This is a genomic window from Kribbella sp. CA-294648 (assembly GCF_050943845.1).
In the GTDB taxonomy this organism is placed as follows: domain Bacteria; phylum Actinomycetota; class Actinomycetes; order Propionibacteriales; family Kribbellaceae; genus Kribbella.
On sequence record NZ_CP191981.1, the window covers coordinates 4,233,283 to 4,257,028 of the forward strand.

Annotated in this window: 21 protein-coding genes; 14 read left to right on the forward strand and 7 right to left on the reverse strand. The window is 69.0% G+C overall.

Going from position 1 to position 23,746, the window contains the following annotated elements:
- The first annotated feature begins 114 nt into the window (after positions 1-114).
- From ACQPYM_RS20160 to ACQPYM_RS20170, 3 genes are read left to right on the forward strand one after another with little or no spacing between them, the layout of a single operon-like run.
- Complete coding sequence (locus ACQPYM_RS20160; RefSeq protein WP_433022888.1) at positions 115-894, forward strand: IclR family transcriptional regulator; 780 nt, start codon at positions 115-117, stop codon at positions 892-894.
- Positions 884-2,089: a CaiB/BaiF CoA transferase family protein gene (locus ACQPYM_RS20165; RefSeq protein WP_433022891.1), complete on the forward strand. Its 1,206-nt coding sequence runs from the start codon at positions 884-886 to the stop codon at positions 2,087-2,089. The genes ACQPYM_RS20160 and ACQPYM_RS20165 overlap by 11 nt, the downstream gene beginning before the upstream one ends.
- Positions 2,086-2,922, forward strand: coding sequence for a citryl-CoA lyase (locus ACQPYM_RS20170; protein ID WP_433022894.1), 837 nt, complete (start codon positions 2,086-2,088; stop codon positions 2,920-2,922). Before ACQPYM_RS20165 ends, ACQPYM_RS20170 begins: the two co-directional genes overlap by 4 nt.
- A gap of 1 nt (position 2,923) precedes the next feature.
- Here ACQPYM_RS20170 and ACQPYM_RS20175 read toward each other — a convergent pair whose 3' ends face one another.
- The 3 genes from ACQPYM_RS20175 to ACQPYM_RS20185 are packed head-to-tail and all read right to left on the reverse strand — an operon-like array spanning position 2,924 to position 6,285.
- The gene (locus ACQPYM_RS20175; protein WP_433022897.1) at positions 2,924-4,561 is read right to left on the reverse strand and encodes an AMP-binding protein; all 1,638 of its coding nucleotides are present in this window, start codon (positions 4,559-4,561) and stop codon (positions 2,924-2,926) included.
- Complete coding sequence (locus ACQPYM_RS20180) at positions 4,561-5,442, reverse strand: SDR family NAD(P)-dependent oxidoreductase (RefSeq protein WP_433022899.1); 882 nt, start codon at positions 5,440-5,442, stop codon at positions 4,561-4,563. Before ACQPYM_RS20180 ends, ACQPYM_RS20175 begins: the two co-directional genes overlap by 1 nt.
- A 9-nt stretch (positions 5,443-5,451) precedes the next feature.
- Positions 5,452-6,285, reverse strand: a complete 834-nt coding sequence (locus tag ACQPYM_RS20185) for an alpha/beta fold hydrolase (RefSeq protein WP_433022902.1) — start codon at positions 6,283-6,285, stop codon at positions 5,452-5,454.
- A gap of 91 nt (positions 6,286-6,376) precedes the next feature.
- On the opposite strand from ACQPYM_RS20185, the gene ACQPYM_RS20190 reads away from it, so the two are divergent.
- A complete protein-coding gene (locus tag ACQPYM_RS20190; RefSeq protein WP_433022904.1) occupies positions 6,377-7,504 on the forward strand; it encodes a M24 family metallopeptidase in 1,128 nt (375 codons plus the stop codon).
- 17 nt (positions 7,505-7,521) lie between these two features.
- On the opposite strand, the gene ACQPYM_RS20195 is transcribed toward ACQPYM_RS20190, so the two are convergent.
- Positions 7,522-8,496, reverse strand: a complete 975-nt coding sequence (locus ACQPYM_RS20195) for a GlxA family transcriptional regulator (protein ID WP_433022907.1) — start codon at positions 8,494-8,496, stop codon at positions 7,522-7,524.
- 70 nt (positions 8,497-8,566) lie between these two features.
- On the opposite strand from ACQPYM_RS20195, the gene ACQPYM_RS20200 reads away from it, so the two are divergent.
- The 3 genes from ACQPYM_RS20200 to ACQPYM_RS20210 all read left to right on the forward strand — a co-directional run bounded on the left by ACQPYM_RS20200 (position 8,567) and on the right by ACQPYM_RS20210 (position 12,548).
- Positions 8,567-9,838 (forward strand): MFS transporter, encoded by a 1,272-nt coding sequence (locus tag ACQPYM_RS20200; protein ID WP_433022910.1) that lies wholly within the window; start codon positions 8,567-8,569, stop codon positions 9,836-9,838.
- A 52-nt stretch (positions 9,839-9,890) separates the two neighbouring features.
- On the forward strand, positions 9,891-10,370 hold the full coding sequence (gene soxR / locus ACQPYM_RS20205; protein WP_433022913.1) for a redox-sensitive transcriptional activator SoxR: 480 nt from the start codon (positions 9,891-9,893) through the stop codon (positions 10,368-10,370).
- Between the two features lie 63 nt (positions 10,371-10,433).
- The gene (locus tag ACQPYM_RS20210) at positions 10,434-12,548 is read left to right on the forward strand and encodes a RecQ family ATP-dependent DNA helicase (protein ID WP_433022915.1); all 2,115 of its coding nucleotides are present in this window, start codon (positions 10,434-10,436) and stop codon (positions 12,546-12,548) included.
- A gap of 685 nt (positions 12,549-13,233) precedes the next feature.
- On the opposite strand, the gene ACQPYM_RS20215 is transcribed toward ACQPYM_RS20210, so the two are convergent.
- Positions 13,234-14,037 carry an ArsR/SmtB family transcription factor gene (locus ACQPYM_RS20215; RefSeq protein WP_433022917.1) on the reverse strand — a complete coding sequence of 268 codons (804 nt, stop codon included), beginning with the start codon at positions 14,035-14,037 and terminating at the stop codon, positions 13,234-13,236.
- A gap of 112 nt (positions 14,038-14,149) precedes the next feature.
- Between ACQPYM_RS20215 and ACQPYM_RS20220 the strand changes: the two genes are divergently transcribed.
- From ACQPYM_RS20220 to ACQPYM_RS20235, 4 genes are read left to right on the forward strand one after another with little or no spacing between them, the layout of a single operon-like run.
- Positions 14,150-15,625, forward strand: a complete 1,476-nt coding sequence (locus ACQPYM_RS20220; protein ID WP_433022919.1) for an SDR family oxidoreductase — start codon at positions 14,150-14,152, stop codon at positions 15,623-15,625.
- Between the two features lie 21 nt (positions 15,626-15,646).
- Entirely contained in the window at positions 15,647-16,450 is an 804-nt protein-coding gene (locus tag ACQPYM_RS20225; RefSeq protein WP_433022922.1) for a GNAT family N-acetyltransferase, read from the forward strand.
- Positions 16,451-16,462: 12 nt separating this feature from the next.
- Positions 16,463-17,215: an SDR family oxidoreductase gene (locus ACQPYM_RS20230; protein WP_433022925.1), complete on the forward strand. Its 753-nt coding sequence runs from the start codon at positions 16,463-16,465 to the stop codon at positions 17,213-17,215.
- A 17-nt stretch (positions 17,216-17,232) separates the two neighbouring features.
- The gene (locus ACQPYM_RS20235; protein WP_433022927.1) at positions 17,233-17,949 is read left to right on the forward strand and encodes a MerR family transcriptional regulator; all 717 of its coding nucleotides are present in this window, start codon (positions 17,233-17,235) and stop codon (positions 17,947-17,949) included.
- On the opposite strand, the gene ACQPYM_RS20240 is transcribed toward ACQPYM_RS20235, so the two are convergent.
- On the reverse strand, positions 17,924-19,477 hold the full coding sequence (locus ACQPYM_RS20240; protein WP_433022930.1) for an adenylate/guanylate cyclase domain-containing protein: 1,554 nt from the start codon (positions 19,475-19,477) through the stop codon (positions 17,924-17,926). The two genes, ACQPYM_RS20235 and ACQPYM_RS20240, sit on opposite strands and share 26 nt — an antisense overlap.
- Before the next feature lie 149 nt (positions 19,478-19,626).
- Here ACQPYM_RS20240 and ACQPYM_RS20245 point away from each other — a divergent pair, with 149 nt between their 5' ends.
- Both ACQPYM_RS20245 and ACQPYM_RS20250 read left to right on the forward strand, forming a co-directional pair.
- A complete protein-coding gene (locus tag ACQPYM_RS20245; RefSeq protein ID WP_433022932.1) occupies positions 19,627-21,405 on the forward strand; it encodes a M1 family metallopeptidase in 1,779 nt (592 codons plus the stop codon).
- Between the two features lie 206 nt (positions 21,406-21,611).
- Positions 21,612-22,052 carry a TrmH family RNA methyltransferase gene (locus ACQPYM_RS20250; RefSeq protein ID WP_433022934.1) on the forward strand — a complete coding sequence of 147 codons (441 nt, stop codon included), beginning with the start codon at positions 21,612-21,614 and terminating at the stop codon, positions 22,050-22,052.
- On the opposite strand, the gene ACQPYM_RS20255 is transcribed toward ACQPYM_RS20250, so the two are convergent.
- On the reverse strand, positions 22,017-22,931 hold the full coding sequence (locus ACQPYM_RS20255) for a GNAT family N-acetyltransferase (RefSeq protein ID WP_433022936.1): 915 nt from the start codon (positions 22,929-22,931) through the stop codon (positions 22,017-22,019). The genes ACQPYM_RS20250 and ACQPYM_RS20255 overlap by 36 nt on opposite strands.
- A 123-nt stretch (positions 22,932-23,054) precedes the next feature.
- Between ACQPYM_RS20255 and ACQPYM_RS20260 the strand changes: the two genes are divergently transcribed.
- Complete coding sequence (locus ACQPYM_RS20260; RefSeq protein WP_433022939.1) at positions 23,055-23,726, forward strand: GntR family transcriptional regulator; 672 nt, start codon at positions 23,055-23,057, stop codon at positions 23,724-23,726.
- The last annotated feature ends 20 nt before the right edge of the window (positions 23,727-23,746 follow it).

Consider the following 23,746-nt stretch of genomic DNA (forward strand, 5'->3'; position numbering starts at 1 on the left):
TTGGAAAGGCCTGCAGCGACCGTAGCAATATTCCACTAGGAGGTACAGAGATTCCGTTCCGTGGTTCGGCGGGTTATCGTCGGAAGGTCGTGCGGGGAACGGAAGGGGCGTGGCATGGACGGAGACGGGGAGCTTCCCGGGGTGCGCAGCGTGCATCGGGCGCTGGACTTGCTCGAGCGCTTCGACGACGAACACCCGCACTGGACGCTGGCCGACCTGACTGTCGCGAGCGGACTGCCGAAAACGACAGTACTGCGACTGGTGACGACCCTGGAGCAACGCGGGCTGGTCGCTTCGACCGGTCCCGGGCGTTATGCCATCGGGCCTGGATTCCTGCGCTGGTCTCGGTTGAGCAGCGCGAGCATGGAGGTTCCGCCGATCGTGCGTTCGGCACTGAACAAGCTGGCCACGGAGACCGGTGAGACGGCCAACCTCTACATCCGTGTGGGGCGGACGCGGGTGTGTCTCGCGCAAGCGCAGGGGACATTGAGTGTTCGCCACACGATCGCGGTCGGCTCCGCATTGCCGTTGTGGGGTGGGGCTGCGGCGCGGGTGCTGCTGAGTGATCCGCCCGTCCTCGCCGATGATCCGTCGGTGATCGACGCGGTCGCCGGTGAGTCGCCGCATGGGGCTGACTTCGGCAAGCAGCTCCGGCTGGCCGCAGTACGGGCGGGGGAGCGCGGCTATGCGGTGACCCACGGAGAGCGCGAACTGGGTGCTTCGGGTGTTTCCGCTCCGGTACTCCGGTCCGATGGGCGCGTGGTCGCCGCTGTCGGGGTCGGTGGGCCGACGACGCGATTCAACGACGAACGGTTGCCGGGCTACGTCGCCGCCGTACGCCGGTGCGCCGCGACGATCGCCTCCAGTGGCTGGAGCGGTTTCAGTGCCTCCTGACCTGCTGGCCGGTGTCCGGGTTTTGGATCTGACCAATGTGCTGGCCGGACCGTTCGCCGGCTACCAACTGGCGCTGATGGGCGCCGAGGTGATCAAGGTCGAGGTGCCCGGGGCGGGCGATCTGGCTCGCAACCTCGGTGCCGATCCGGAGCTGAGCAAGGCCGGTCTGGGGGTCTCGTTCCTCGCGCAGAACGCGGGGAAACGGTCGCTGACGCTGGACCTGAAGTCGCCGGGTGGCAAAGAGGTCTTCGAGCGGTTGGTCCGTGAAGCCGATGTGCTGCTGGAGAACTTCCGGCCGGGGGTGCTGGAGCGACTCGGATTCCGGTGGGATGTGTTGCGGGAGTTGAATCCAGGGCTCGTGTACTGCGCTGTCTCCGGGTTCGGGCAGACCGGGCCGATGCGCACGCGGCCGGCGTACGACCAGATCATTCAGGGGCTGTCCGGGATCATGAGCGTGACGGGTACGCCGGAGACGGCGCCGCTCCGGACCGGGTTCCCGATCGCCGACACGCTCGGTGGGTACGCCGCCGCGTTCGCGATCTCGGCCGCGTTGGTCAAGCGCGCTCGGACCGGGGCCGGCAGCTTCCTGGATGTGTCCATGCTGGAGACCGCGATCGCGGCGATGGGCTGGGTGGTCTCCGACTTCGTCATCGGCGGCCGCGTACCGCTTGCCATGGGCAACGAAAACGTCACGTCGGCGCCGTCGGGCACGTTCGCGACGGCGTCGGGGGCGCTGAACATCGCGGCGAACAAGCAGGAGCAGTACGTCGAACTGTGCCGGCGGCTCGGTCGGCCGGAGTTGGTCGACGATGTGCGGTTCGCGACGCGGGAGGCGCGGAAGGTGCATCGGATGGAGCTGAAGGATGAGCTGGAGAAGACGCTGAGCGAGCGCACCGCGGTGGAGTGGGACGAGTTGCTGGTGGACAGTGGGGTGCCGGTCGCGCCGGTGCTCACGGTCGAGCAGGCGTTGTCGCTGCCGCAGATCGCCGCCCGCGGCCTGCTCCACGAAGTCCCCATGCCATCGGGTGAAGAGCGGTCCCTACAGGTGCTGGGGAGCAGCGTTCACGTTGACGGCGCGTCGGTGGGGCCGGGTGGGCGGCCGCCGGGGTTGGGTGAGCATACTGACGAAATTCTGACCGAGCTCGGCTACAGCGCCGACGAGATCACCAGCCTTCACGAGGGAGGAGCCGTATGACGGACCAGGCTCAGGAAGCGGCGGACTGGTGGGCGACGTCGATCGCCGACATCCAGCCTGGTGAGATCCGTCTGCGGGGATACGCGATCGAGGACCTGATCGGTACCGTCAGCTTCCCGCAGATGATCTGGCTGATGGTCAACGGCGAACTGCCCTCCGAGGACGAGGCCAAACTGCTCGAACTCACCCTCGTCGCCGCCGTCGACCACGGCCCGCAAGCTCCTTCGATCGCCGCTGCCCGGATGGCGGCCTCCTGCGGCCTCGCGCTCAACAACGCGATGGCGACCGGGGTGAACCTGCTCGGCGACGTCCACGGCGGGGCCGGCCAGCAGTGCATGGAGGTTCTCCACGAGCTCCGCGCCGCGGTCGACGCGGGGGAGTCACCGACCTCGGCGGCCCGCTCGCTCGTGGCGTCGTACAAGTCGCGCAATGCTTTCATCCCCGGCTTCGGTCACCGCTTCCATCCCGTCGACCCGCGGCGCGATCCGCTGATGCACGCGATCGAGCATGCCGCGCGCGACGGGATCGTCGAGGGTTACTTCCTGGAAGTCGCCCTGGCGCTGGAGGGCGTGCTGGCAGAAGGCTCGAAGCCGATCCCGATGAACGTCGACGGCGCCACCGCCACCATCTACGCCGAACTCGGCCTGGCGCCCGAACTCGCACGCGGCCTGTTCGTCCTCTCCCGCTCCGTCGGCCTGCTCGCCCACGCCCGCGAGCAACAACTGGACAAGGTCCGCATCAAAGGTCCGCTGCCGAAAAGCATCCCCATCACCTATACCGGCCCGCCACCTCGCACCTTGCCCCCAGGCGAACCAGCCGGCTGCTGCCCCTGAACTAGTCCGTGGGGAGCTTGCTGCGGAGGATCTTGCCCGTGGCGTTGCGGGGGAGGTCATCCACCAGGATCACTTGGCGGGGTGACTTGTAGCGGGCGAGGTTGCTGCGGACATGCTGGATCAGCTCGTCCTCGGTCACGGCGCTCGCGGCAGCCGGTACGACGTACGCGACCAGTCGCTGACCGAACTCCTCGTCCGGTACGCCGATCACCACCGCCTCCGCGACCCCGGGATGTCTCATCAGGCAGTTCTCGACCTCGACCGGGTACACGTTCTCGCCGCCCGACACGATCATGTCGTCCTCGCGGCCGTCGACGAACAGCCGGCCGGCGGCGTCGAGGTGACCGAGGTCGCCGGTGCTCATCCGGCCGTCGACCACCGTCTTGCTGCTGCCGTCCGAGTAGCCGCCGAAGACCAGCCCGCCACCGGCGAAGATCCGGCCCGTGATGCCGGCGTCGACGGGCCGGTCGTGGTCGTCGAGAATCCGGACCGAGCTGCCCAGGCAGGGCCGCCCGACCGTGCCCGGCGCCTCGATCAGGTCCGCAGAAGTGGCGATCGTCGCGATCCCGATCTCGCTCGACCCGTACGCATCGCACAGGACCGGACCGAACTGCGCGATGAACCGCTCGGCCAACGCAGGCCCCAATGCCGATGCGCCAGAGATCACCGCCCGCAGCGATCGCAGGTCATACGCGGCAATCGCCTCGGGGCCGAGATCGAGCATCCGCTGCAACATCACCGGTACTGCGACGATCGCGCCGGCCCGGTTGCGCTCGACCGACGCGAGCACCGCCTGCGCGTCGTACCGGCGGGCCAGGATCAGTGGGGAGCCGAGGAACAGTGCGAGCATCGAGTTGAGCAGGCCGAGACCGTGGAACAGCGGCGGGCAGATCATCATCGGCTCGCCGGCGCGCAAGCCGATCCGGTTCAGCGTGCTGGCGGTCAGCCCGGCCAGTCCCCAGGCAGTCGGCGCTCGGGGCGCGGCCTTCGGAGTGCCCGTGGTTCCAGAGGTGAGGATCGTGACGTGCCCAGGTTTGTCCGGCAGCGGCGCGGTGGGCGCCTGGGCCTCGGCCAGCCCGTCGAGCGTCACCGAACCATTGCCCCAGGCAACAACAGAGGGAACATCGCCGGCGGTGAACTCCTCGTCGTGGATCAGCAGATCCGGACGATGCCGCTCCAGCAGACTCGCGAGCTGCGGCGGCGCGAACTCCGTGTTCACGAACAGCACGTCAGCCCCGAGCCGGGAGGCCGCCAGCGTCGCCTCGAGAAACCACCGATGGTTGCGGCACAGCACCGCGACCTTACTTCCGCCGTCGATCCCGTACTGCGCGTGCAGCGCGGCCGCCTGCCGTGAAGTCCGCTCGTCGAGCTCCCGGTAGGTGATCGTGCCGCGCTCGTCGATCACGGCCGGCCGGTCCGGGAACCGGATCGCCGCGATCGCGCCCAGCGCCGCGATCGACTGACCCCACTGCCGCAACGCCCGCTCGATCGGCACGAGCTGCGTCGGCCGCGCCGACCGCCAAACCCCGGACCTGACCACCGCGACCGACACGCCACTCAGCTCGGCAGCCGAGTGCACCAGCCAGTCAGGCGGCCGCATCGGCCCGATCGGCCGCACTCCCACCCGGCGCATCCTCATCAGCGGTCCTTGCGGTTGCGGTTGGTCAGCTGGAAGTACCGCTCGAACAGGCGATCCGTGGGCACCCGGAAAAGGTTGCCCAAGGCATCGGCCGGCCGGACGAAGGGTGGGGTGATGTTGTGCGGTCTCTCGGCCACCGCGGTACAGACCTGGTCGGCGGCCTGCTCCGGGCTCAACCCGGGCATCCGGTTCAGAATCGGCGTCGGTGAACTCATCCGGGTGTGGACCAGACCCATGTAGATGGTCGAGGTCGTCACTCCGTCGCCGCGCACCTCCTGCGACACGCACCGCAGCCACATGTCGAACGCACTCTTCGAGGCCAGGTACGCCGACCAGCGCGCCATCGGCGGAGTCCGCACTCCGGCCGTCGACACGTTGACGATGTGGCCGGAGCCGCGCTCCCGCATGGACGGCAGCAGCGCGAGCACGAGTTTGGCCGGACCGAGGTAGTTGACCGCATTGGTCCGCTCGATGTCGTGGAAACGCTGGTAGGAGTCCGCCACCGCCCGGCGGATCGACTTGCCCGCGTTGCTGACCAGGACGTCGACGTGACCGTGATCGGCCAGCACCTTCGCGACCACCTCGTCGACCGAGACCGGGTCGGCCAGGTTCGCCGGGTAGGCGAAGGCCTTGCCGCCCTCGGCCCGGATCTCGTCGGCGACGGTCTCCAGTTGCCCGGCCGTCCGCGCCAGCAACAGCACGGTCGCACCGGCCCGCGCCAGCCGCTTGGCCGTCGCCTCGCCGATCCCGTACGACGAACCCGTCACCAGCACGACCTGGTCGCGGACCGCCGCCGCGAGCCGGTGGTCAGGAATCCTGGTCCGCCCGTTGGTCAACGCGACGAGCAGCGGCCAGCCGATCGGGCGCCTTCCGGTCTCCATGGCACGACATTACCGGCTAGTAGGCTCCGTGGGCAGACCTTCTGGAAAGTCTGGCTCGCGGGCGATCCGCGAGAGCCAGTCGTCGATCAGGGCGGCCAGCAGCGCGGGCTGCTCGATCTGGAGGTTGTGGCCCGCACTGTCGAGGACGACGAACGAGGCGCGAGGGTAGTGAGGGAGCAGCGGGTACTGATCCGCGTAGCCGGTGCTCGAGTCCTGCCGGCCGCACAGGATCAGCGACGGCCTGGTGAAGACCGGGCCGCTCTCCGGCGCGATGGTGAGCGCCCAGTTCTTGCGGATCCGCGCCATCGCCTCGGTGTCGGCCGCGTCGAGGCCCGGCTCGATGTCCTGCTGATACTGCCGGAGAGTCTCAGCCGTCTGCACGACGGCGATCCCGGTGAAGTCCTCGACCTGCGCGGGGGTCAGGCCCGCGAGCACCGCCGGATCGGACTCCAGGACGACATGCTCCGGCACGGTCCGGTCGGCGTGCTCCAGGGCGACGCCGATCGGGCAGATCAGGCCGAGCCCGAGGATCTGGTCCGGACGCTCGGCGACCAGCCCGCGGGCCAGGTAGCCGCCGTACGACTCGCCGATCACGATGAACGGCTCGGTGCCGATCTCGGCGTCGACGAAGTCCCGGAGCGCGGCCATGATGCCGTCCGAGCTGTCGATCTCTCCGGCCGGACTCTGCCCCATGCCGGGCAGGTCGGGATAGAGCCGCCGGTAGCCGGGCCGGTTCGCGAAGATCGGCTCCAGGCAACCGGTCATCAACCGGTGGTCCGGAGTCCAGCCGTGCAGGGCGAGCACCGGAGTGCCCTCGCCGTGAGTGACGTGATGAAGCGCCATGGTGGTGCCCTTTCGCAAGTACCGATCCGACCGAGCCACAGTTCTAACAATCGCCTCGGACAGTTTGCGAATCTGGCTTAGGGTCGGACTCATGTCACGTCGATCCGCACACCCACCGGCCCCCGATTCCGCCGTACTGCGTGCCCGGTTGGAGCGGGCCAGGGAGGCTGCCGCCGGCACCGGTCTGCTCATCGCGCCGGGGTCGGACCTGCGCTACCTGCTCGGCCGCGAAGGCGGTTCGTTCGAACGCCTCACCACGTTGGTCATCCCCGCCGACGGCCCGCTGGCACTCGTGGTGCCGAAGCTCGAAGCGCCCGGATTCGCCGACGTACCGACCGACGAGCTCGGCATCGACGTGCTCACCTGGGTCGACGGCGACAACCCGTACGCCGTGGCCGCCGAGCGCCTCGGCGCCCCCGATCGCGTCGCGGTCAGCGACTTCACGCCGGCGCTGCATGTGCTCGCTTTGCGGGCAGCCCTGCCCGGAGCCGAGCAGGTGCTCGCCGGACCGATCGTGCGGGAGCTGCGGATGCGCAAGGACCCGGCGGAGGTGGACGCGCTGCGCAAGGCGGGCGCCGCGATCGACCGGGTGCACGCCCGCGTCGGCGAGTGGCTGCGCGCCGGGCGGACCGAGGCGGCGGTCGGCGCGGATATCGCCGCGGCCATCGTCGAGGAGGGACACCTGCTCGCCGACTTCGTGATCGTCGGCAGCGGCCCGAACGGCGCGAGTCCGCATCACTCGGTGTCGGACCGGGTGATCGAGCCGGGCGATGTGGTCGTGGTCGACATCGGCGGTCCGATCGCCGAGGGCTACAACTCGGACTCGACCCGGACGTACGCGATCGGCGAACCGCGAGACGCCGACGTCGCGGCGACGTACGAGGTCCTGCGGGTGGCGCAGCAGACCGCGGTCGACGCGGTGCGGCCGGGCGTGAGTGCGGAGTCGATCGACGCGGCGGCCCGTGACGTGATCGACAAAGCCGGCTTCGGTGAGTTCTTCATTCACCGGACCGGCCACGGGATCGGGCTGGACGTCCACGAGGAGCCGTACATCGTGAGTGGCAACGAGCTCATCCTCGAAGCGGGGATGGCGTTCAGCATCGAGCCGGGTATCTACCAGCCCGGCCGGTGGGGTGCCCGGATCGAGGACATCGTCGTCGTCACCGAGGACGGCGTGGAGTCGCTCAACCAGCGTCCGCACGAGCTGATCATCCTCTGACGATCAGCTCGTGCGGGTCAGCTGGCGCGGAAGGTCTTGCGATAGGCGAGCGGTGAGACGCCGATCTCACCGCGCAGGTGATGGCGCAGCGAAGCGGCCGTGCCCAGGCCGGCTGCTTCGGCAACGCGCTCGACCGACAGGCTTGTCGTCTCCAGCAGATGACACGCATGGCGGACACGCTGCTGCAGTAGCCAACTCCCTGGCGACTGGCCCGTCTCGGCCTTGAAGCGGCGGCTGAAGGTCCGCACGCTCATCCCGGACCGCGCCGCCATAGAGCTGAGGGTGATCTCCTCCTCCAGGTGCCGCAACGCCCAGGCCCGCGTAGGCGCAGTACCGTCGGTTCCTTCGTCCGGTACTACGCGTTCGATGAACTGTGATTGACCGCCGTCACGCCAGGGCGCCACGACGCAGTGCCGGGCCGAGCGGTTGGCGACCTCACTCCCGAAGTCACGCCGGATGAGGTGGAGGCAGAGGTCCACGCCGGCCGCGAGCCCGGCTGACGTGATGATGTCCCCGTCGTCGATGAAGAGCAGGTCCTCGTCGAGCAGCACCTTCGGATAGAGCGCGCGGAAGGCGTCGGCGCGTCGCCAGTGCGTCGTCGCGGGCCGGCCGTCGAGCAGGCCGGCCGCGGCGAGGACGAAGGCGCCGGTGCAGATCGAGGCGATCCTCGTGCCCGGCCGGATCGTGGCGAGCGCGGCCGCCAGGTCGTCGGGCAGGGTGCCCTCGTGGCGCGGCTGGTGGATGTAGGTGCCCGGAATGATCACGGTGTCGGCCTCGGCGAGCGCCTCGACGCCGTGGTCGGGAATCAGGGAGAAACCCGCACCGGCGTGGATCGGGGTCTTGTCGAGCCCGCAGATCTTCACGTCGTACAGCCGGGTGCCGTCGGGGGTGGTCGCTTCGCCGAGCACGGTCGGCGGGATGGTCAGGTCGAAGCCGACGACCGGCTCGAGGGCCAGGACGGCGACGCGGTGTGGCGTGATGTGGACAGCCATGGCCACATTTTGACACACGATGGCGATCTGGCCACTGTTTCGGTGGCCGAAGCTACCGCAAACTCATCTGGTGACACAGATTCTGGAGAAGAAGACGGTCCGGTGGCATCGCGCCTGGCCTGTCGCGGCGGTCGGTTTCGTCACCCTGATCGGAGCGGCCGGCTTCCGGTCCGTACCGAGCGTGCTGATCGAGCCGCTGCACGAGGAGTTCGGCTGGTCGCACGCGACGATCTCGTCGGCGGTGTCGATCAACCTGCTGCTGTTCGGCCTGATCTCGCCGTTCGCGGCCGCGCTGATGGACCGCCTCGGTCTCCGGAAGGTGGTCAGCGGCGCGCTGGTCCTGATCGCGCTCGGCAGCGGTCTGACCATCTTCATGGACTCGGCCTGGCAACTGCTGCTCTGCTGGGGCCTCCTCGTCGGGATCGGTACCGGCTCGATGTCGATGACGTTCGTCGCCACGATCACCGGCCGCTGGTTCGTGGCGCGCCGTGGACTAGTCACCGGCATCCTGACGGCAGCGGGCGCCACTGGTCAGCTCGTGTTCCTTCCGCTCATCGCCCGGCTGGCGACCTCGTACGGGTGGCGGGTACCGGCGCTGGTCGCTGCGGGTGCCGCGCTGGCCGTAGTACCGCTGGTGCTGGTGTTCATGCGGGACTACCCGAGTGATGTGGGGCTGCGGGCGTACGGCGCTCCGGAGGGGAGTACTGCGGGGTTGCGGGTCGAGGCGACCGGGAACAGCGCAGTACGGGCGTTGACTGCTCTCCGGTCGGCTATGCATCGGCCTGCGTTCTGGATGCTGGCCGGTGGGTTCGCGATCTGTGGCGCGTCGACCAACGGCTTGATCGGTACGCACTTCGTCACGGCGGCCCACGATCACGGGATGCCGCCGACCACTGCCGCATCGCTGCTCGCCCTGGTCGGGGTCTTCGACATCGCCGGGACGATCTTGTCGGGGTGGCTGACGGATCGCTGGGACCCGCGGTACCTGCTGATCGCGTACTACTCGCTGCGCGGGCTGTCCCTGCTGATCCTGCCGTCCCTGCTCGGTCCGACGGCGCAGCCGAGTGTCTGGGTCTTCATCATCTTCTACGGCCTCGACTGGGTAGCGACGGTTCCGCCGACGGTCGCGCTGTGCCGGGAGTGGTTCGGGGTGGACGGGCCGATCGTGTTCGGCTGGGTGTTCGCCTCGCACCAGATCGGTGCGGCGATCGCGGCTTCGGGTGCCGGGCTGATCCGGGACGTGCAGGGAAGCTACAACCTGGCCTGGTACCTGGCCGGCGGGTTGTGCGCGATCGCGGCCCTGATGTCGGCGAGTATCGGGCGCCGGATCCCCGTCGGCTGACTCCTTCGGCTAGCCTCGACCATGGTTGAGGTTCGAGCGGAGGGCTGAACGAGTGGACATCGAGCCGGGCGAGCTGACGGTCGGGCAACTGGCGGAGCGCAGCGGGGTGGCGATCTCCGCACTGCATTTCTACGAGCGGCAGAACCTCATCGTCAGCCGCCGGACCTCGGGCAACCAGCGCCGGTACAAGCGCGACAGCCTGCGCCGGGTGGCGATGATCCGGATCGCCCAGCGGGTCGGCATCCCACTGTCCGAGGTGGCCGCGATCCTCGCCCTGCTGCCGGACAACCGGACGCCGAACCGGCAGGACTGGGCCCGCATCTCCGAGTGCTGGCAGGCCGAGCTCGACCGGCGGATCGTCCAGCTGGAGCAGTTGCGCAACGACTTCCAGGACTGCGTCGGCTGCGGCTGCCTCTCCCTCGACCGCTGCGGCCTGGCCAACCCGTACGACGTCCTGGCGACCAAGGGCCCGGGCCCGCAACGGCTGGTCGATTCGGGCGGAAATCCTTGCCATCCGGGGACTTGCCGCTGAGTTTTCCACAGCGACCGCGTGCGGCCGAGCAGGCTGGGAGTGGCGACGTCTAAGGTCGTCGGCATGGGTGACATCAAGCTGTCGGATGATCGGGCGACGACCGCCGCGGGAGTGATCCGCGCGATCGCCGGTGACGGCGCGCGGCTGCGGGACGACCAGGAGACCGCGGTCGCCGCGCTGTGCGAGCCGAATGCCCGGGTGCTGGTCGTCCAGGCGACCGGCTGGGGCAAGTCCGCCGTCTACTGGGCGGCGACGGCGATCCGCCGGTCCGAGGGGGCAGGGCCGACGCTGGTGGTCTCACCGTTGCTGTCGCTGATGCGCGACCAGGTGGCCGCGGCCGGCCGGGCCGGGTTGCGCGCGGCGACGCTGAACTCGTCGAACGTGGACGACTGGTCCGGCATCGAGGGTGATCTGCGGTCGGGGGCGATCGACGTACTGCTGGTGTCGCCGGAGCGGTTGGCCAATCCTGGCTTCGGGCGGCGGGTGCTGGACGGGTTGGCCGGGCAGATCGGTCTGCTGGTGATCGACGAGGCACATGCCGTCTCCGACTGGGGTCACGACTTCCGGCCGGACTACCGGCGCGTGTCCGACGTACTGCAGAAGCTGAACCCGCAGACGCCGGTGCTCGCGACGACCGCGACTGCCAACGCGCGAGTGACCGATGACGTCGCGCATCAGTTGGGCGAGTCGACGCTCGTACTGCGAGGCCCGCTGGCGCGATCGAGTCTGCAACTGGCCGTGGTCGATGCGTTGTCGCCGTTGGACCGGTTCGCCTGGGTTGTCGACCATCTGCCGAAGCTGCCGGGTTCGGGGATCGTCTACACGTTGACGGTCTCCGATGCGCAACGGCTGGCCGCTGCGATCCAGGAGGTGCATGGAGCGGCTGTCCCGGTCGCCGCCTATACGGGCGGTCTGGAGGCGGGGGAGCGGGAGCGCCTCGAGGATGCCTTGCGGGGCAACGAGTTGAAGGCGTTGGTGGCCACCTCAGCTCTGGGGATGGGGTACGACAAGCCTGACCTCGGGTTCGTCGTGCACGTCGGGTCGCCGCCGTCGCCGGTCTCGTACTACCAGCAGGTCGGGCGTGCCGGGCGTGGCATCGACCATGCCGTGGTGGCGTTGCTGCCGTCGGATGCGGATGCCGGTGTGTGGGACTACTTCGCGACGGCGACCATTCCGATTCCCGAGCAGGTGAACAGGTTGCTGCGCGGGTTGGAGGCCTATGGGCCCGACCAACCGGCGACCGTGCCGTCGCTGGAAGCTGAGACGGGCCTGCGCCGGGGACGCGTCGAGTTGATGCTGAAGCAGTTGGCGGTCGACGGCGCGGTCGAGCGGGTCGAGCGCGGCTGGGTCCGGACGCCCGCCGACTGGACCTTCGACGCGGCCCACTACGACGGCATCGTCTCGGTACGCCGCCGCGAGGCCGACATCATGCGCGCCTACACCCGCGGTGAACGTTGCCTCATGCAACTACTCCAGGAGTCGCTGGACGATCCGTCCGCCGAGCGGTGTGGGCGGTGTTCGGTCTGTCTGGGCTTGCTGCCCGACCCGTTGACCGCCAAGCCTGATCCGGACACGGTGCAGGCGATCACCCGGTTGCTGCGCGGAGAGACGCACGTCCTGGAGCCACGCAAGATGTGGCCCGGCGGTGCGTTCGGTGCGAAGGGCCGGATCCCACCGGCGCTGGCGGCCGAGCCGGGCCGGAGCATCGTGTACGCGGATGCGCCGGAGTGGCGTGAGGTCATCCGGTCGGTCTTCAGCTCCACTCCGGAGCCTGCCGCCCTGGAGGCGTTGAAGGCGGGGTGCGTTGCTGCGCTCTCCCGGTGGCGGGACGCGTGGTCCCGGCGCCCGGAGGTCGTGGTGACCCTGCCGGCGGCCGGCCATCGCCAGCTTGTCACCGAGGTCGCCAACCACCTGGCCGAGACCGGCCGCCTGGAACGAGCCGAGCTGACCGTAGACGGCACTGCCTTCAGCGATGACCTCTCCTCTGCGGAAGAGGCGAAGGTCTGGCGCGACGGCGTCTCGGTCGATGCCCCGACAGCACAGACGATCACCGGCCGCTCGGTCCTCCTGGTGGTCGACGCATCATCCTCCCAATGGCCAATCACCGTAGCCACCGCCAAACTCAGGGAATCAGGCGCCGCCGCAGTACTCCCCCTCCTAATCCACCGCCGTCCGTAGCTAGTGCTGGGTCTAGCAACGTTGGGAAGGTAGTCGTGTGCTGAGGGCGGCTGGACGACAGGTCTTGCGGGTGGGTACGACAGCAGCTGGATCCGGAGCCGGGGCCGCCGACCGTGCCAGGCGCGCTGCCGGCCCGCGAGCAGCGAGCCGGTCAACCGGCGACGCCGCCGTGAACCGACTGGGCCCCGGAACCCACGGATCCCCACCACATCAATGCCGCCCTGGACGACCCACCGCTGAGCGTGGCGAGTCTCGCGAGCAATCCAGATTGACGGGCTGAAGCTCCGCTGCCCACCCCCCGGGGGCGAGCCTGCCGGCGACCCTTGTGCGTGACCTGAGCGTTCCACCCTGCTCCGAACGCTCAGCCCGTGCACAAAGCCGGCAGAGGCCGGACCCGGCCAGGCCGACCCCTCCCCGAACCGTCGACTGCCCGCTCCCACCGATTCGGGGAGGATCTTCTCCCCACACCGGTAGCACGATCCTCCCCAAGTCCGGCGAAAATCCTCCCCGAACCAGTTCAGGGCCAACTGCTGCCCTCCACCCAGCCGCAGGACCTGACCTCCAGCAGACACAGCCGACCTGACTACCTCCCCAACCTTGCTAGACGAGGCACTAGTTGGTGCCAGCCGCGGCCTGCCGTCGCCCCTAGCCAGTTGGTGTCGGATGCGGCTGCCGCCGCCCACAGCTAGTTGGCGCTGGCCGCGGTCTGGTCGAAGGTGGGGGATTCGGTGAAGGATTTTAGGTCTGAGATGAGTTTGGTCCAGCCTTCGTCGATCATGGCGCGGATGACGCTGCCGGGGTCGAAGCCGGTGTGGATGACGGTGAGTTTCACCTGGTCGCCGTCTGGTTCGAGATCGAAGCTGGCTCGGGAGAGTGGTTCGGCGGCGGCCTTGTCGCGTTGGTCGTCGGGCATCTCGACCGCTTGGGCGAACTCCGGCGTGATGTGGTGCCAGGTGAACGCGAGCCGGCGGTAGGGGTCGTACTCGAGGACCTCCTGACCGGGTCCGGACATCGTGACGTCACCCATCACCCAATCGATCGGGGAGCCGACCTTCCAGTCGGTCCGGTGTTGTACACCCCAGTACTGCTGGGTGAAGGCCGGGTCGGTGAGTGCACGCCAGAGCCGCTCGGGCGTGGTCTTGATGTAGGTCGTGTAGACGAAGTCGTTGTCGCTCACGGGTTCCTGCTCCAATGCTGTCTTGAGATCGGCGAACAGTTGCACGCGCCGACGGTCGTACTGGTTGATCCAGCGGTCCGCGATGGCGTTGATCGGCTCGGCGTTCAGGTGGTGCAACTTCTCCCGGCCGCGCCGAAGGGTGGTGACGAGGTTCGCGCTCTCGAGCACGGCCAGATGCTTGCTGACCGACTGCCGGGCCATGTCGAGCCCGGCGCACAGCTCACTCAGGGTCTGCCCGTTCCGCTCGTTCAGGCTGTCCAGCAACTGCCGGCGGCTCGGATCCGCCAGCGCCCGGAACACCTCGTCGTCCATCACCACTCCATTCATGCAGCCAATCGGCTGCCTAATCAAAATAGGCAGCCTGAAGGCTGCATGTCAACCGGAAGGGCATGAGCGCGCGCGGAAGGGGCACCTGACGGCTCCCATGGATACGTCGAAGCTGGTTCTGGTCACTGGTGTCACCGGCTATATCGGTGGGCGACTCGTCCCCGAGCTGCTCAAGGCGGGGTACCGGGTGCGGGCGATGGCCCGCAACCCACGCCGTCTGCAGGACCGCGACTGGTACGACCAGGTCGAGGTGGTCGAGGCGGATGCCGGCGATCGCCATCAGGTCGACGCGGCGCTCGAAGGGGTGGACGTCGCCTACTACCTGATCCATGCCCTCGGCACCGGCAAGCGTTTCGAGTCGCGCGATCGTCACACCGCCCTGACCTTCGGCGCGGCGGCCCGCGACGCCGGGGTCGGCCGCATCGTCTATCTCGGGGGGCTCTATCCGCAGGGCGAAGAACTCTCCCGACACCTCGACTCGCGGCGCGAGGTCGGCGAGATCCTGCTCGCCTCGGGTGTGCCGACGACGGTGCTCCGGGCCGCGGTCATTCTCGGATCCGGCTCGGCGTCCTTCGAGATGCTCCGCTACCTGACCGACCGGCTACCGGTGATGATCACTCCGCGCTGGCTGACCACCCGGATCCAGCCGATCGCGGTTCGCGACGTCCTGCACTATCTGGTCGGCAGTGCGGCGATGCCCGACTCGGTCAACCGCGGCTTCGACATCGGCGGACCGGACGTCCTGACCTACCGCGACATGATGCAGCGGTACGCCGCCGTCGCTCACCTCACCAGTCGACGCATCATCACCCTTCCGCTGCTGACCCCGTCGCTGTCGAGTCACTGGGTCGGTCTGGTGACACCGGTACCGAGCAGCATCGCCCGCCCGCTGGTGGACAGCCTCATCCACGAAGTGGTCTGCAAGGAACACGACATCGCGCAGTACGTCGCTGATCCGGCGCCGGGCCTGATCGGTTTCGACGAGGCGGTCGAGCTCGCCCTCAAGCGCGTCCGGGATCTCGACGTCAGCACCAGCTGGGCCTCGGCCGCCATGCCAGGCGCGCCCAGCGACCCGCTGCCCGGAGATCCGGACTGGTCGGGCGGTTCGCTGTACGTCGACGAGCGGGAGAGCGCGGTCTCCACGACGCCGGAGCGGCTCTGGTCGGTGATCGAAGGCATCGGCGGAGCCAACGGCTGGTACTCCTGGCGCCTGGGCTGGTGGGCTCGCGGAGTGCTGGACCGTGTCGTCGGTGGCCCCGGACTGCGAAGAGGGCGGCGCAACCCGAACGACCTGTCCGTCGGTGACCCGCTCGATTGGTGGCGGGTGGAAGAGGTCGAGGACCTGAAGCTGCTCCGGCTGCGCGCCGAGATGCGGCTACCAGGGCTGGCGTGGCTGGAACTGGTCGTCGACACCGACGACCAGCAGCGCACCGTGTTCCGGCAGCGAGCGCTCTTCCATCCACACGGATTGCCCGGACATCTGTACTGGTGGGCGATCAAACCGTTCCACGGCATCGTCTTCGGCGGCATGCAACGCAACATCGCCAACGCGGCCCAGCACAAATCGTCTTGACGTCCCGGCGAGGATGGTGAGGTGGATATCGCGATCACCAGCCTTGGTTTCCGGACGGACCTGATGTTGCTCGAGATGAGCGGCAGTGTGCTGACCGACAAGGGCGAGTACGTCGTCGTCAGGACTCCGGGCAACCCGACCTTCTGGTGGGGCAACTACCTGCTCTTCCGTACGCCGTTCGCGCCGGGGGACGCGGTGGCGCGCGAGGAGACCTTCGAGCACGAGTTCCCTGACGCGGCCCATCGCTCGCTGGGGGTCGACAGCACGGACGGTGTGGTCGGCAGCGACGAGGAGCTCAAGGCGGCCGGGTTCGAGATCGAGCGCAGCACGGTGATGACCGCGACCGAGGTCCGCGAACCGGCCCGCCCGAACGACACGTCGCAGTACCGGTTCCTGAGCGGTGACGGCGACTGGGAGCAGTTGGTCGAGCTGACGCTGACGTCGGCGACGATGGAGGTCGACGACGGGTATCGCGAGTTCAATCGGCGACGTGTCGCGGCGGATCGGGCGCTGTGCGACGCCGGCCACGCGCGGTGGTTCGGCGCCTTCGACGGGGACCGGCTGCAGGCGTCGCTCGGTCTCGCGTCGGACGGCTCGGGCGTGGCGCGGTTCCAGAGCGTGCAGACGCATCCGGACGACCGGGGCCGTGGCATCGCGAGCACGCTCGTGCACCGTGCCTCGCGGTACGGGTTCGACGAGCTCGGGGCGCACACGCTGGTGATGGTGGCCGATCCCGGTTACCACGCGATCCGGATCTACCGGGCGCTGGGCTTCGGCGACAACGAGGTGCAGCTCCAGCTGTCCAGGCCACCTGCCACGGCGTGAAAAGCTGGGGTCATGACGAAGCATGAGGGTCGGCGGGGAACCGCCTTGGTCACCGGTGGAAGTCGTGGGATCGGCGCGGCGGCGGCCGTCGCGCTGGCGGCGGACGGCTGGGATGTCGGAGTCAGCTATCGCACTCGCTCGGACGAGGCGGACCAGGTGGTCGCCGCGTGCGAGAAGCTCGGCCGGCGGGCCTTCGCGGTCCAGGCCGACGTTGCCGAGGCCGAGCAGATCGAGCGGCTCTTCGACGCGGTGACGGCCGAGCTCGGTCCGATCGGTGCCGTGGTCAACAACGCGGGCGTCATCTCGCCGAGCGGCCGGGTCGCCGACTACGACCTGGCGCGGCTGGAGCGGGTGTTCCGGATCAACACGATCGGCGCGTTCCTGGTCGCGGCCGCCGCCGTACGCCGGATGTCGACGGTTGCCGGCGGCAAGGGGGGAGTGATCGTCAACGTCTCCTCGCGGGGCGCCGTGCTGGGCTCGGCCGGCGAGTACGTCGACTACGCGGCCAGCAAGGCTGCTGTCGACACGATGACGATCGGCCTGGCCAACGAGGTCGCCAAGGAGGGCATTCGGGTGCTCGGCGTGCGGCCCGGGCTGATCGAGACCGAGATCCACGAGGAGGGACGGCTCGACCGGATCGGTGGTACGCCGCCGCTGGGCCGACCGGGCAAGGCGGAAGAGGTCGCCGAGCTGATCGCCTTCCTCGCCTCCGACCGAGCGTCCTACATGACCGGCTCGATGGTCGACGTGGCCGGCGGCCGCTGAGCCGCGGACCCAAGGCAATGGGACTGCGACCGGTCGACCTGGCCAGGCGAGCCGGCATCTCGACGCAACTGGTCCGCAACTACGAGGATGTCGGCATCCTGCCCGCAGTACCGCGGACCGAGTCGGGCTATCGGCAGTACGACGACGTGCATCTGCGCGCGTTGCTCACGTACCGTGCGCTGGCGCCCGGGTTCGGCCGGGAGACCGCGACCGCGATCATGGCCGCGGTCCATGCCGACGATCAGGCGCTGGCGTTCCGGCTGATCGACGCGAGTCATGCCGCGTTGCACGAGCAGCGGCTCGCCACGGACGCGGCGAGCGAAGCGCTCGGTACCGCGGCCGAGGAGTTCCTCGACGGGCCGCCGGTTATCAATGGGCCGGAGCTGCTGGTCGGCGAACTGGCTGCGCACCTCGGCGTACGGACGTCTACTCTGCGGGTTTGGGAGTCGGCGAGGTTGCTCATGCCGGTGCGGGAGGCGGGGACGAAGTACCGGCGGTATGGGCCTGTGCAGGTGCGGGATGCGCGGATCATCGCGATGTTGCGGCGTGGGCGGTACGGGTTCGAGCAGATCCGGCCGGTGCTGGACGGGTTGCGGAAGGCGGGCAGCACGGAGGCGTTGCGGGCCGCCCTGGCGGAGCGGCGCGCGGCTCATGACGGGCGTACTCGCATGATGCTGCACAGTGCCGCGATGCTGCACGAGTACCTGACTAGCAGGGAATCGCCAGCTGAGTAGGGCGATTGCGGCCGCGGACGGTGACCTCCTCGCCCGCCTTCCAGTACGCCGCCTCAGCGGGCGCTGACTCGTCGACCGCGGCCATCGAGGCAAGCAGCCGGCCGGGGACGGATTTGGCCAGTTCGGTCAGCCGGGCGGCCTCGTTCACCGGGTCGCCGATGACCGTGTACTCGTGCCGGCGCAGGTCGCCGACGGTGCCCGCGACGACCGTACCGGCGGTGACGCCGATCCCAGCCGTTGCCTCAGGCAACTCCTCGGTCAGCCGCCGGGCCAGCGCGCGACCGGTCTGAAGAGCGCTCCCGGCCGGATCCGGCAGCTCGGCCGGCGCACCGAAGACGGCCAGTACGGCGTCGCCGGCGAACTTGTTCACAAAGCCACCCTGGCGATCGACTTCGTCGACGACGATCTCGAAGAACTTGTTGAGCAGCTGGACCACTTCGGCCGGCGGCCGGACAGCCGCGAGTTCGGTGGACCCGACCAGGTCGACGAACAGTACGGCGACGAACCGCTCCTCGCCGCCGAGCGAGTCGCCGGCCAAGGCTTCCCGCACCACCTCAGGACCGACGTACCGGCCGAACAGGTCGCGGATCCGCTCCCGCTCGCGCAGCCCGGCGGCCATCCGGTTGAAGCCCGCCTGCAGTGAGCCCAGCTCGGTGCCGTCGAAGACCGGGATGGTCACGTTCAGTTCGCCGTCACCGATCACCGTGAGCGCGTTGCGCACCGAGCGGACCGGCGCGACGACCGATCGGGCCGTCAGGACGGTCAGCAGCCAGCCGAACACCAGCACAACGGTGCCGAGGGCAAGGATGATCACCGAGAGACGGGTGGCCGAGACGTCCTTCTCGATCAGGGCCAGCACGGCCGTCAGCATCAAACCCGCGACCGGAACCCCGGAACCGACCGCCCAGAAGATCACCGTTCGCGTGCTCAGACCGGCGGCCAGCAACCGTTTGGGTGGCGCCTGGTCGGCCAGCGCCCTCGCGGCGACCGGCCGGAGCGCGAACTCGGTCAGCAGGTACGACGCTGCGCAGGTCACGATGCCGCCGTCGAAGGTCGTGACCAGGATGCGGAGGATGTTGTCGGGCTGGAAGATCAGGGCCAGCACGCTGAACAGCACCGTCGCCAGCAGCCAGAGGAACACCTCGATCATGGTCAGCCGCAACGGCAGCCGCAGGGTCGCGATCTGCTCCTGGCGGGTGGCCGGCCGCTCTTCGAGGACCCACGAGGTGACCCGGACGGCGTACCGGGTGCTCCAGATCGCACCGACCAGCAGGGCCAGCAGGAAATAGCCGGGGAAGGCGATCGCCCGGACCAACTGGAGCTCGTGGTTCGCGGGCGGCCCGGGCAGCACGAAGACCATCAGGACGAAGACGACCGACGCCCCGACGATGTTCGTCCCGAGCGAGAATGTGGTCAGCAGCAGCTGGGTGCGGATCCGCAGCTGCCGCGGGCTCTGGCCCGCCGGGCCGAGCAGCCACGAACCGAACGGCTTCCGCTGGAGGACGAGCTCCGGTCGCCTCTGCGCCATCCATGCTCCCCGTCTGCTGGTCCGGCAAGCGGCGCCTGGCCGCCGGAAATAGTTTTGGCACGGTGCTGCCCGTGGCCCTGATCGGCCGCGTCATCGGGCCTTTGCGTGGGTAGTGTCCTGCGAACGACATTCTGCCTTCGGGAGCCCTTGTGACCCACGACCGCCACTCCTACGCCGAGCCGGCGTTGGTGCGCACCACCCACCTCGCGCTCGACCTCGCCCTGGACTTCAGCGCCAAGGTGCTGTCCGGCACGGCCACGCACACGCTGGCCTGGAGTGGCCCTGGTGACCGGCTGGTCCTCGATACGCGAGATCTCACCATCTTGGCCGTGGAGGGCGCCGGCGGTGCGGGCGGGGAGTGGGAGCCGCTGGAGTACAGCCTCGCGGTGCCCGACGCGGAGCTGGGCTCCGCGCTGACCATCCGCACCAAGCAGCACGAGCGGGTGCGGGTGAGCTACCGGACCGCCCCGACTGCCACCGGGCTGCAGTGGCTCGAGCCGTCGATGACCGCCGGCGGCATGATGCCGTTCATGTTCAGCCAGTCCCAGGCGATCCACGCCCGGAGCTGGGTGCCCGTGCAGGACACTCCGAGCGTCCGTTTCGGCTACGCCGCCCACGTGACGGCACCACCCGAGCTGATGGTGCTGATGAGCGCCGACAACGGTACGACGTCGCACCGCAGCGGCTCCTACGACGTGGTGATGCCCGAGCCGATCCCGTCGTACCTGCTGGCGATCGCCGCTGGTGACCTGGTGTTCGAGCCGATCGGTGACCGCGCGGGCGTCTGGGCCGAGCCGGAGATGGCCAAGCGGGCAGCGACCGAGTTCTGCGACACCGAGGAGATGATGCGGGTCACCGAGGCGCTCTTCGGGCCGTACCGGTGGGGCCGCTACGACATCCTGGTGCTCCCGCCGTCCTTCCCGTACGGCGGGATGGAGAACCCGCGGATGACGTTCGCCACCCCGACCGTGGTGATCGGCGACAAGTCGCTGGTCAGCGTGGTGGCGCACGAGCTGGCGCACAGCTGGTCGGGCAACCTGGTCACGCAGGACAGCTGGGACGACATCTGGCTGAACGAGGGCTTCACGTCGTACGTCGAGAACCGGATCGTCGAGGCCGTCTACGGTCACGAGCTGGCCGTGATGGAGACCGCGATCAAGCAGCACGCGACGGTGGTGAAGCTGGATCCGCTTCCCGCTGCTCAGCAGGCGGTCGAGCTGCCGGGGCTCAACCACCGGTCGCAGTATCACGGCACGACCGGGCTCGGACCGCTCAAGGGCGCTTGGTTCCTGGCCTGGCTGGAGGAGCGGTTCACGCGGGAGATCTTCGATCCGTTCCTGCGCGGGTACTTCGACCGGTTCGCGTTCCGGAGCATCAACACCGACGACTTCGTCGGGCACCTGCAGGAGCAGTTGCTGGACAAGCACCCCGGCCTGGTCAGGCCGGCCGAACTCGCGGCCTGGCTGGACGAACCGGGGATCCCGGCCTTCGCGGAGAGGGCGGTCTCCGCCCGGTTCGAGATCGTCGACGAGCTCCGCGAGCGCTGGCTGGCCACCGGCGAGGTACCGGCCGGCGCCAAGCACTGGACGACGCAGGAGTGGCTCCGCTTCCTGGACGCCGCCCCCGACGTACTGACCGCTGCGCAGTTGCAGCAACTGGACCGGGAGTTCGACCTCACCGGCACCGCGAACGGCGAGATCGCCCGGCGCTGGTACGCGATCGTGGCCGCCAGCAACTACACCCCGGCGTACGAGGAACTGGCCAACTTCCTCACCCGGGTAGGCCGGATGAAACTTGTCCTTCCCGTCTACAAAGCCCTGGCCGCCACGGAATCCGGCCACACCTTCGCCACCGACGTCTTCACCGCGGCCCGCCCCAACTACCACCCCATCACCACCGCCGCGGTCCAAAGAGTCCTCGGCAGCTGATGGCCTTCAAGCTGGTCTACACTGTGGATGGTTTCTGATCCCGTCGATGGCCTGGGTGCGCCGCTAAGCATCTCTTCTATGACGGTTGGCTTGTGGTGCGGGAGGGTTGCTCCCGTTCGGGTGTGAGTGGGGCGCAGGTTCGGGTGCGGAGCCCGAAGGAGCTGAAGCGGCAAAGGCGACGGCGATCGCATTCTTGCTGGGATCACTTGCTCATTGCGCCTCTCTGGCCCAAGCACGGGGTGAATCTCGGCACGCTGCTGCGCACCTGCGATGCGGTCGGTGCGTGTCTCGCCGTACCGAAGCTTCCGTGGGTGCCGGAGGCGTTGGGACTGGGAAACACCTTGAAAACAAGGACTTGTGTGCACTGGACCGGGCACGACCCGGTGCGCTGGCTGATCGACCAGAAACAATCCGGTACGACGGTCGTCGGGGTCGAGCTGGCCGAGGAATCGGTGCGGCTGGGCGATCTCCCGGCGGCTCGCAACCGGACGATCGCAGTACTGGGCCATGAGCGCACCGGCATCCCGCCGGAGGCGCTCGACCAGCTCGACGTCGTGGTGGAGATCCCGATGGTCGGCAGCGGGGCGAGCCTCAACGTCGCGGTGGCCGGCTCACTGGTCCTGTACCGCCTGGCCGGTCTGCTCTGAGAGCGTGAGCTTGTAGCGGTGGACCTCGTGAGTGGTGCGGTAGCCGAGGTCGGCATTGACGCGGCGCATGGCGGCGTTGGTGTCGACCATGTCGGTGAGCAGGCCGCCGAGGTTCGGGAAGCGGTCGCGGGCCTGGCGGATCGACTCCGCCTTCAGCCAGCGGGCCAGGCCGTGGCCGCGGTGGTTCTTCAGCACCGCCGTGCTGTAGTTCTGCGCGTCGCCGCGGCCGTCAGCCGGTACGACGAGTTCGGTGAATCCGACGATGCGTCCACTGGCCTCCTCGACCACGGCGACCGTCGAGAGGTGCTCGCCGCGCCGCTCGATCCGCAGCGCGGCGGCCTTCGTCCGGTCGAGATCCCACACGTCGGGCCCGTAGTCGATCTCGCCGACCGGCGCGTCGTCCATCGCGGATCGGGCCTCGGTGAACGTCTGGCCGAGCTCGTCCGGCACCACCCCCTGCCAGGACACGAGCCGGTAGCCGGAATGCTCGGCCTCCGCGACAGCAGCCAGTACTGCGGTGTCGACGTCGGCGAGCGGCAACCTGGTGAAGATCAGCCTGAGCCCGACGGTGAAACCGCACTGCGCCAGGAAGTGATCGGCAGGCGAGCCGACACGAGCATCCGCGAGCACGATCCGCGCCTCGGCCACCCGGGCCGCATCGGCTGCGACCGCAACAAGTTGCGACCCGATGCCTTTGCGGCGCTCGGCGGGATGGACCGCGAGTTCGAGCTCGGACAAGTGGGCCTGGCTCGGCCTGGTGAACAACGTCAGGTAAGCCGAGCCGACCGGGTTGCCGTCGGCGTCGGACGCGAGCCACGCGAGCCGCCGGCTGAACGGCCGGTAGTCGGGATCCGACAGGGCAGTGATCGTAGTAGTCAAGGCCGCAAGGTAACCGAACCGGTTCGGCGCGGACAAGCGGGTTTCCGGTCCTCCCGGTTGCGCGTTCCTGGTCGACCGGACCGGTAGGGTGCTGCGGAACCATGGCACAGGAGGGGAGCTCGGGTGGACCAGCAGTACGGGGGAGCGCGGACGATCGGTGGCGACCACCTCGCGCTCAGGGATCAGGTGCTGGCCGAGTTGCGTCGGCGGATCGTCGACGGTGAGTACGCGCAGGGTGAACGGCTGACCGAGAACCGGCTGGCCGACGACTTCGGCGTGTCGCGCAATCCGGTCCGGGAGGCGCTGCGGGTGGTCGAGGCCGAGGGCTTCGTGCAGATTCTGCCCCGCCGGGGTGCGGTGGTGGCGACGCTGGACGAGACCGCGATCCGGGACCTGTTCGCAGTACGGGAGCAGCTGGAGACGCTCGCGGCCGGGCTGGCGGCGGAGCGGGCGACCGAGGAGGATGTCGCCCGACTGCGGCAATTGCTGGACGACGCGCGAGCTGCGACCGAGGCGGAGAACTTCGATCTCGTTGCCGAGCTCAACAGTGCGCTCCACCTCGCGGTCATCGAGATGAGCGGCAACCGCTGGCTGGCGTCGCTGTCGGCCGCGATGTATCACCACGTCCACTGGGTCTTCCGCCTCGGCGCCGCCCAGCGCGCTCCGCACTCGTGGAAAGAGCACATCCGCTTGGTTGACGCCATAGCGGCCGGCGACCGTGCAGAAGCCACAACAGCAGCCCGAGAACACGTGGAAGCCGCTGCAGCGGCAGCACTACGCACGCCGGCCGGCTAGCCCGCTGCGCGCCGCTGGCG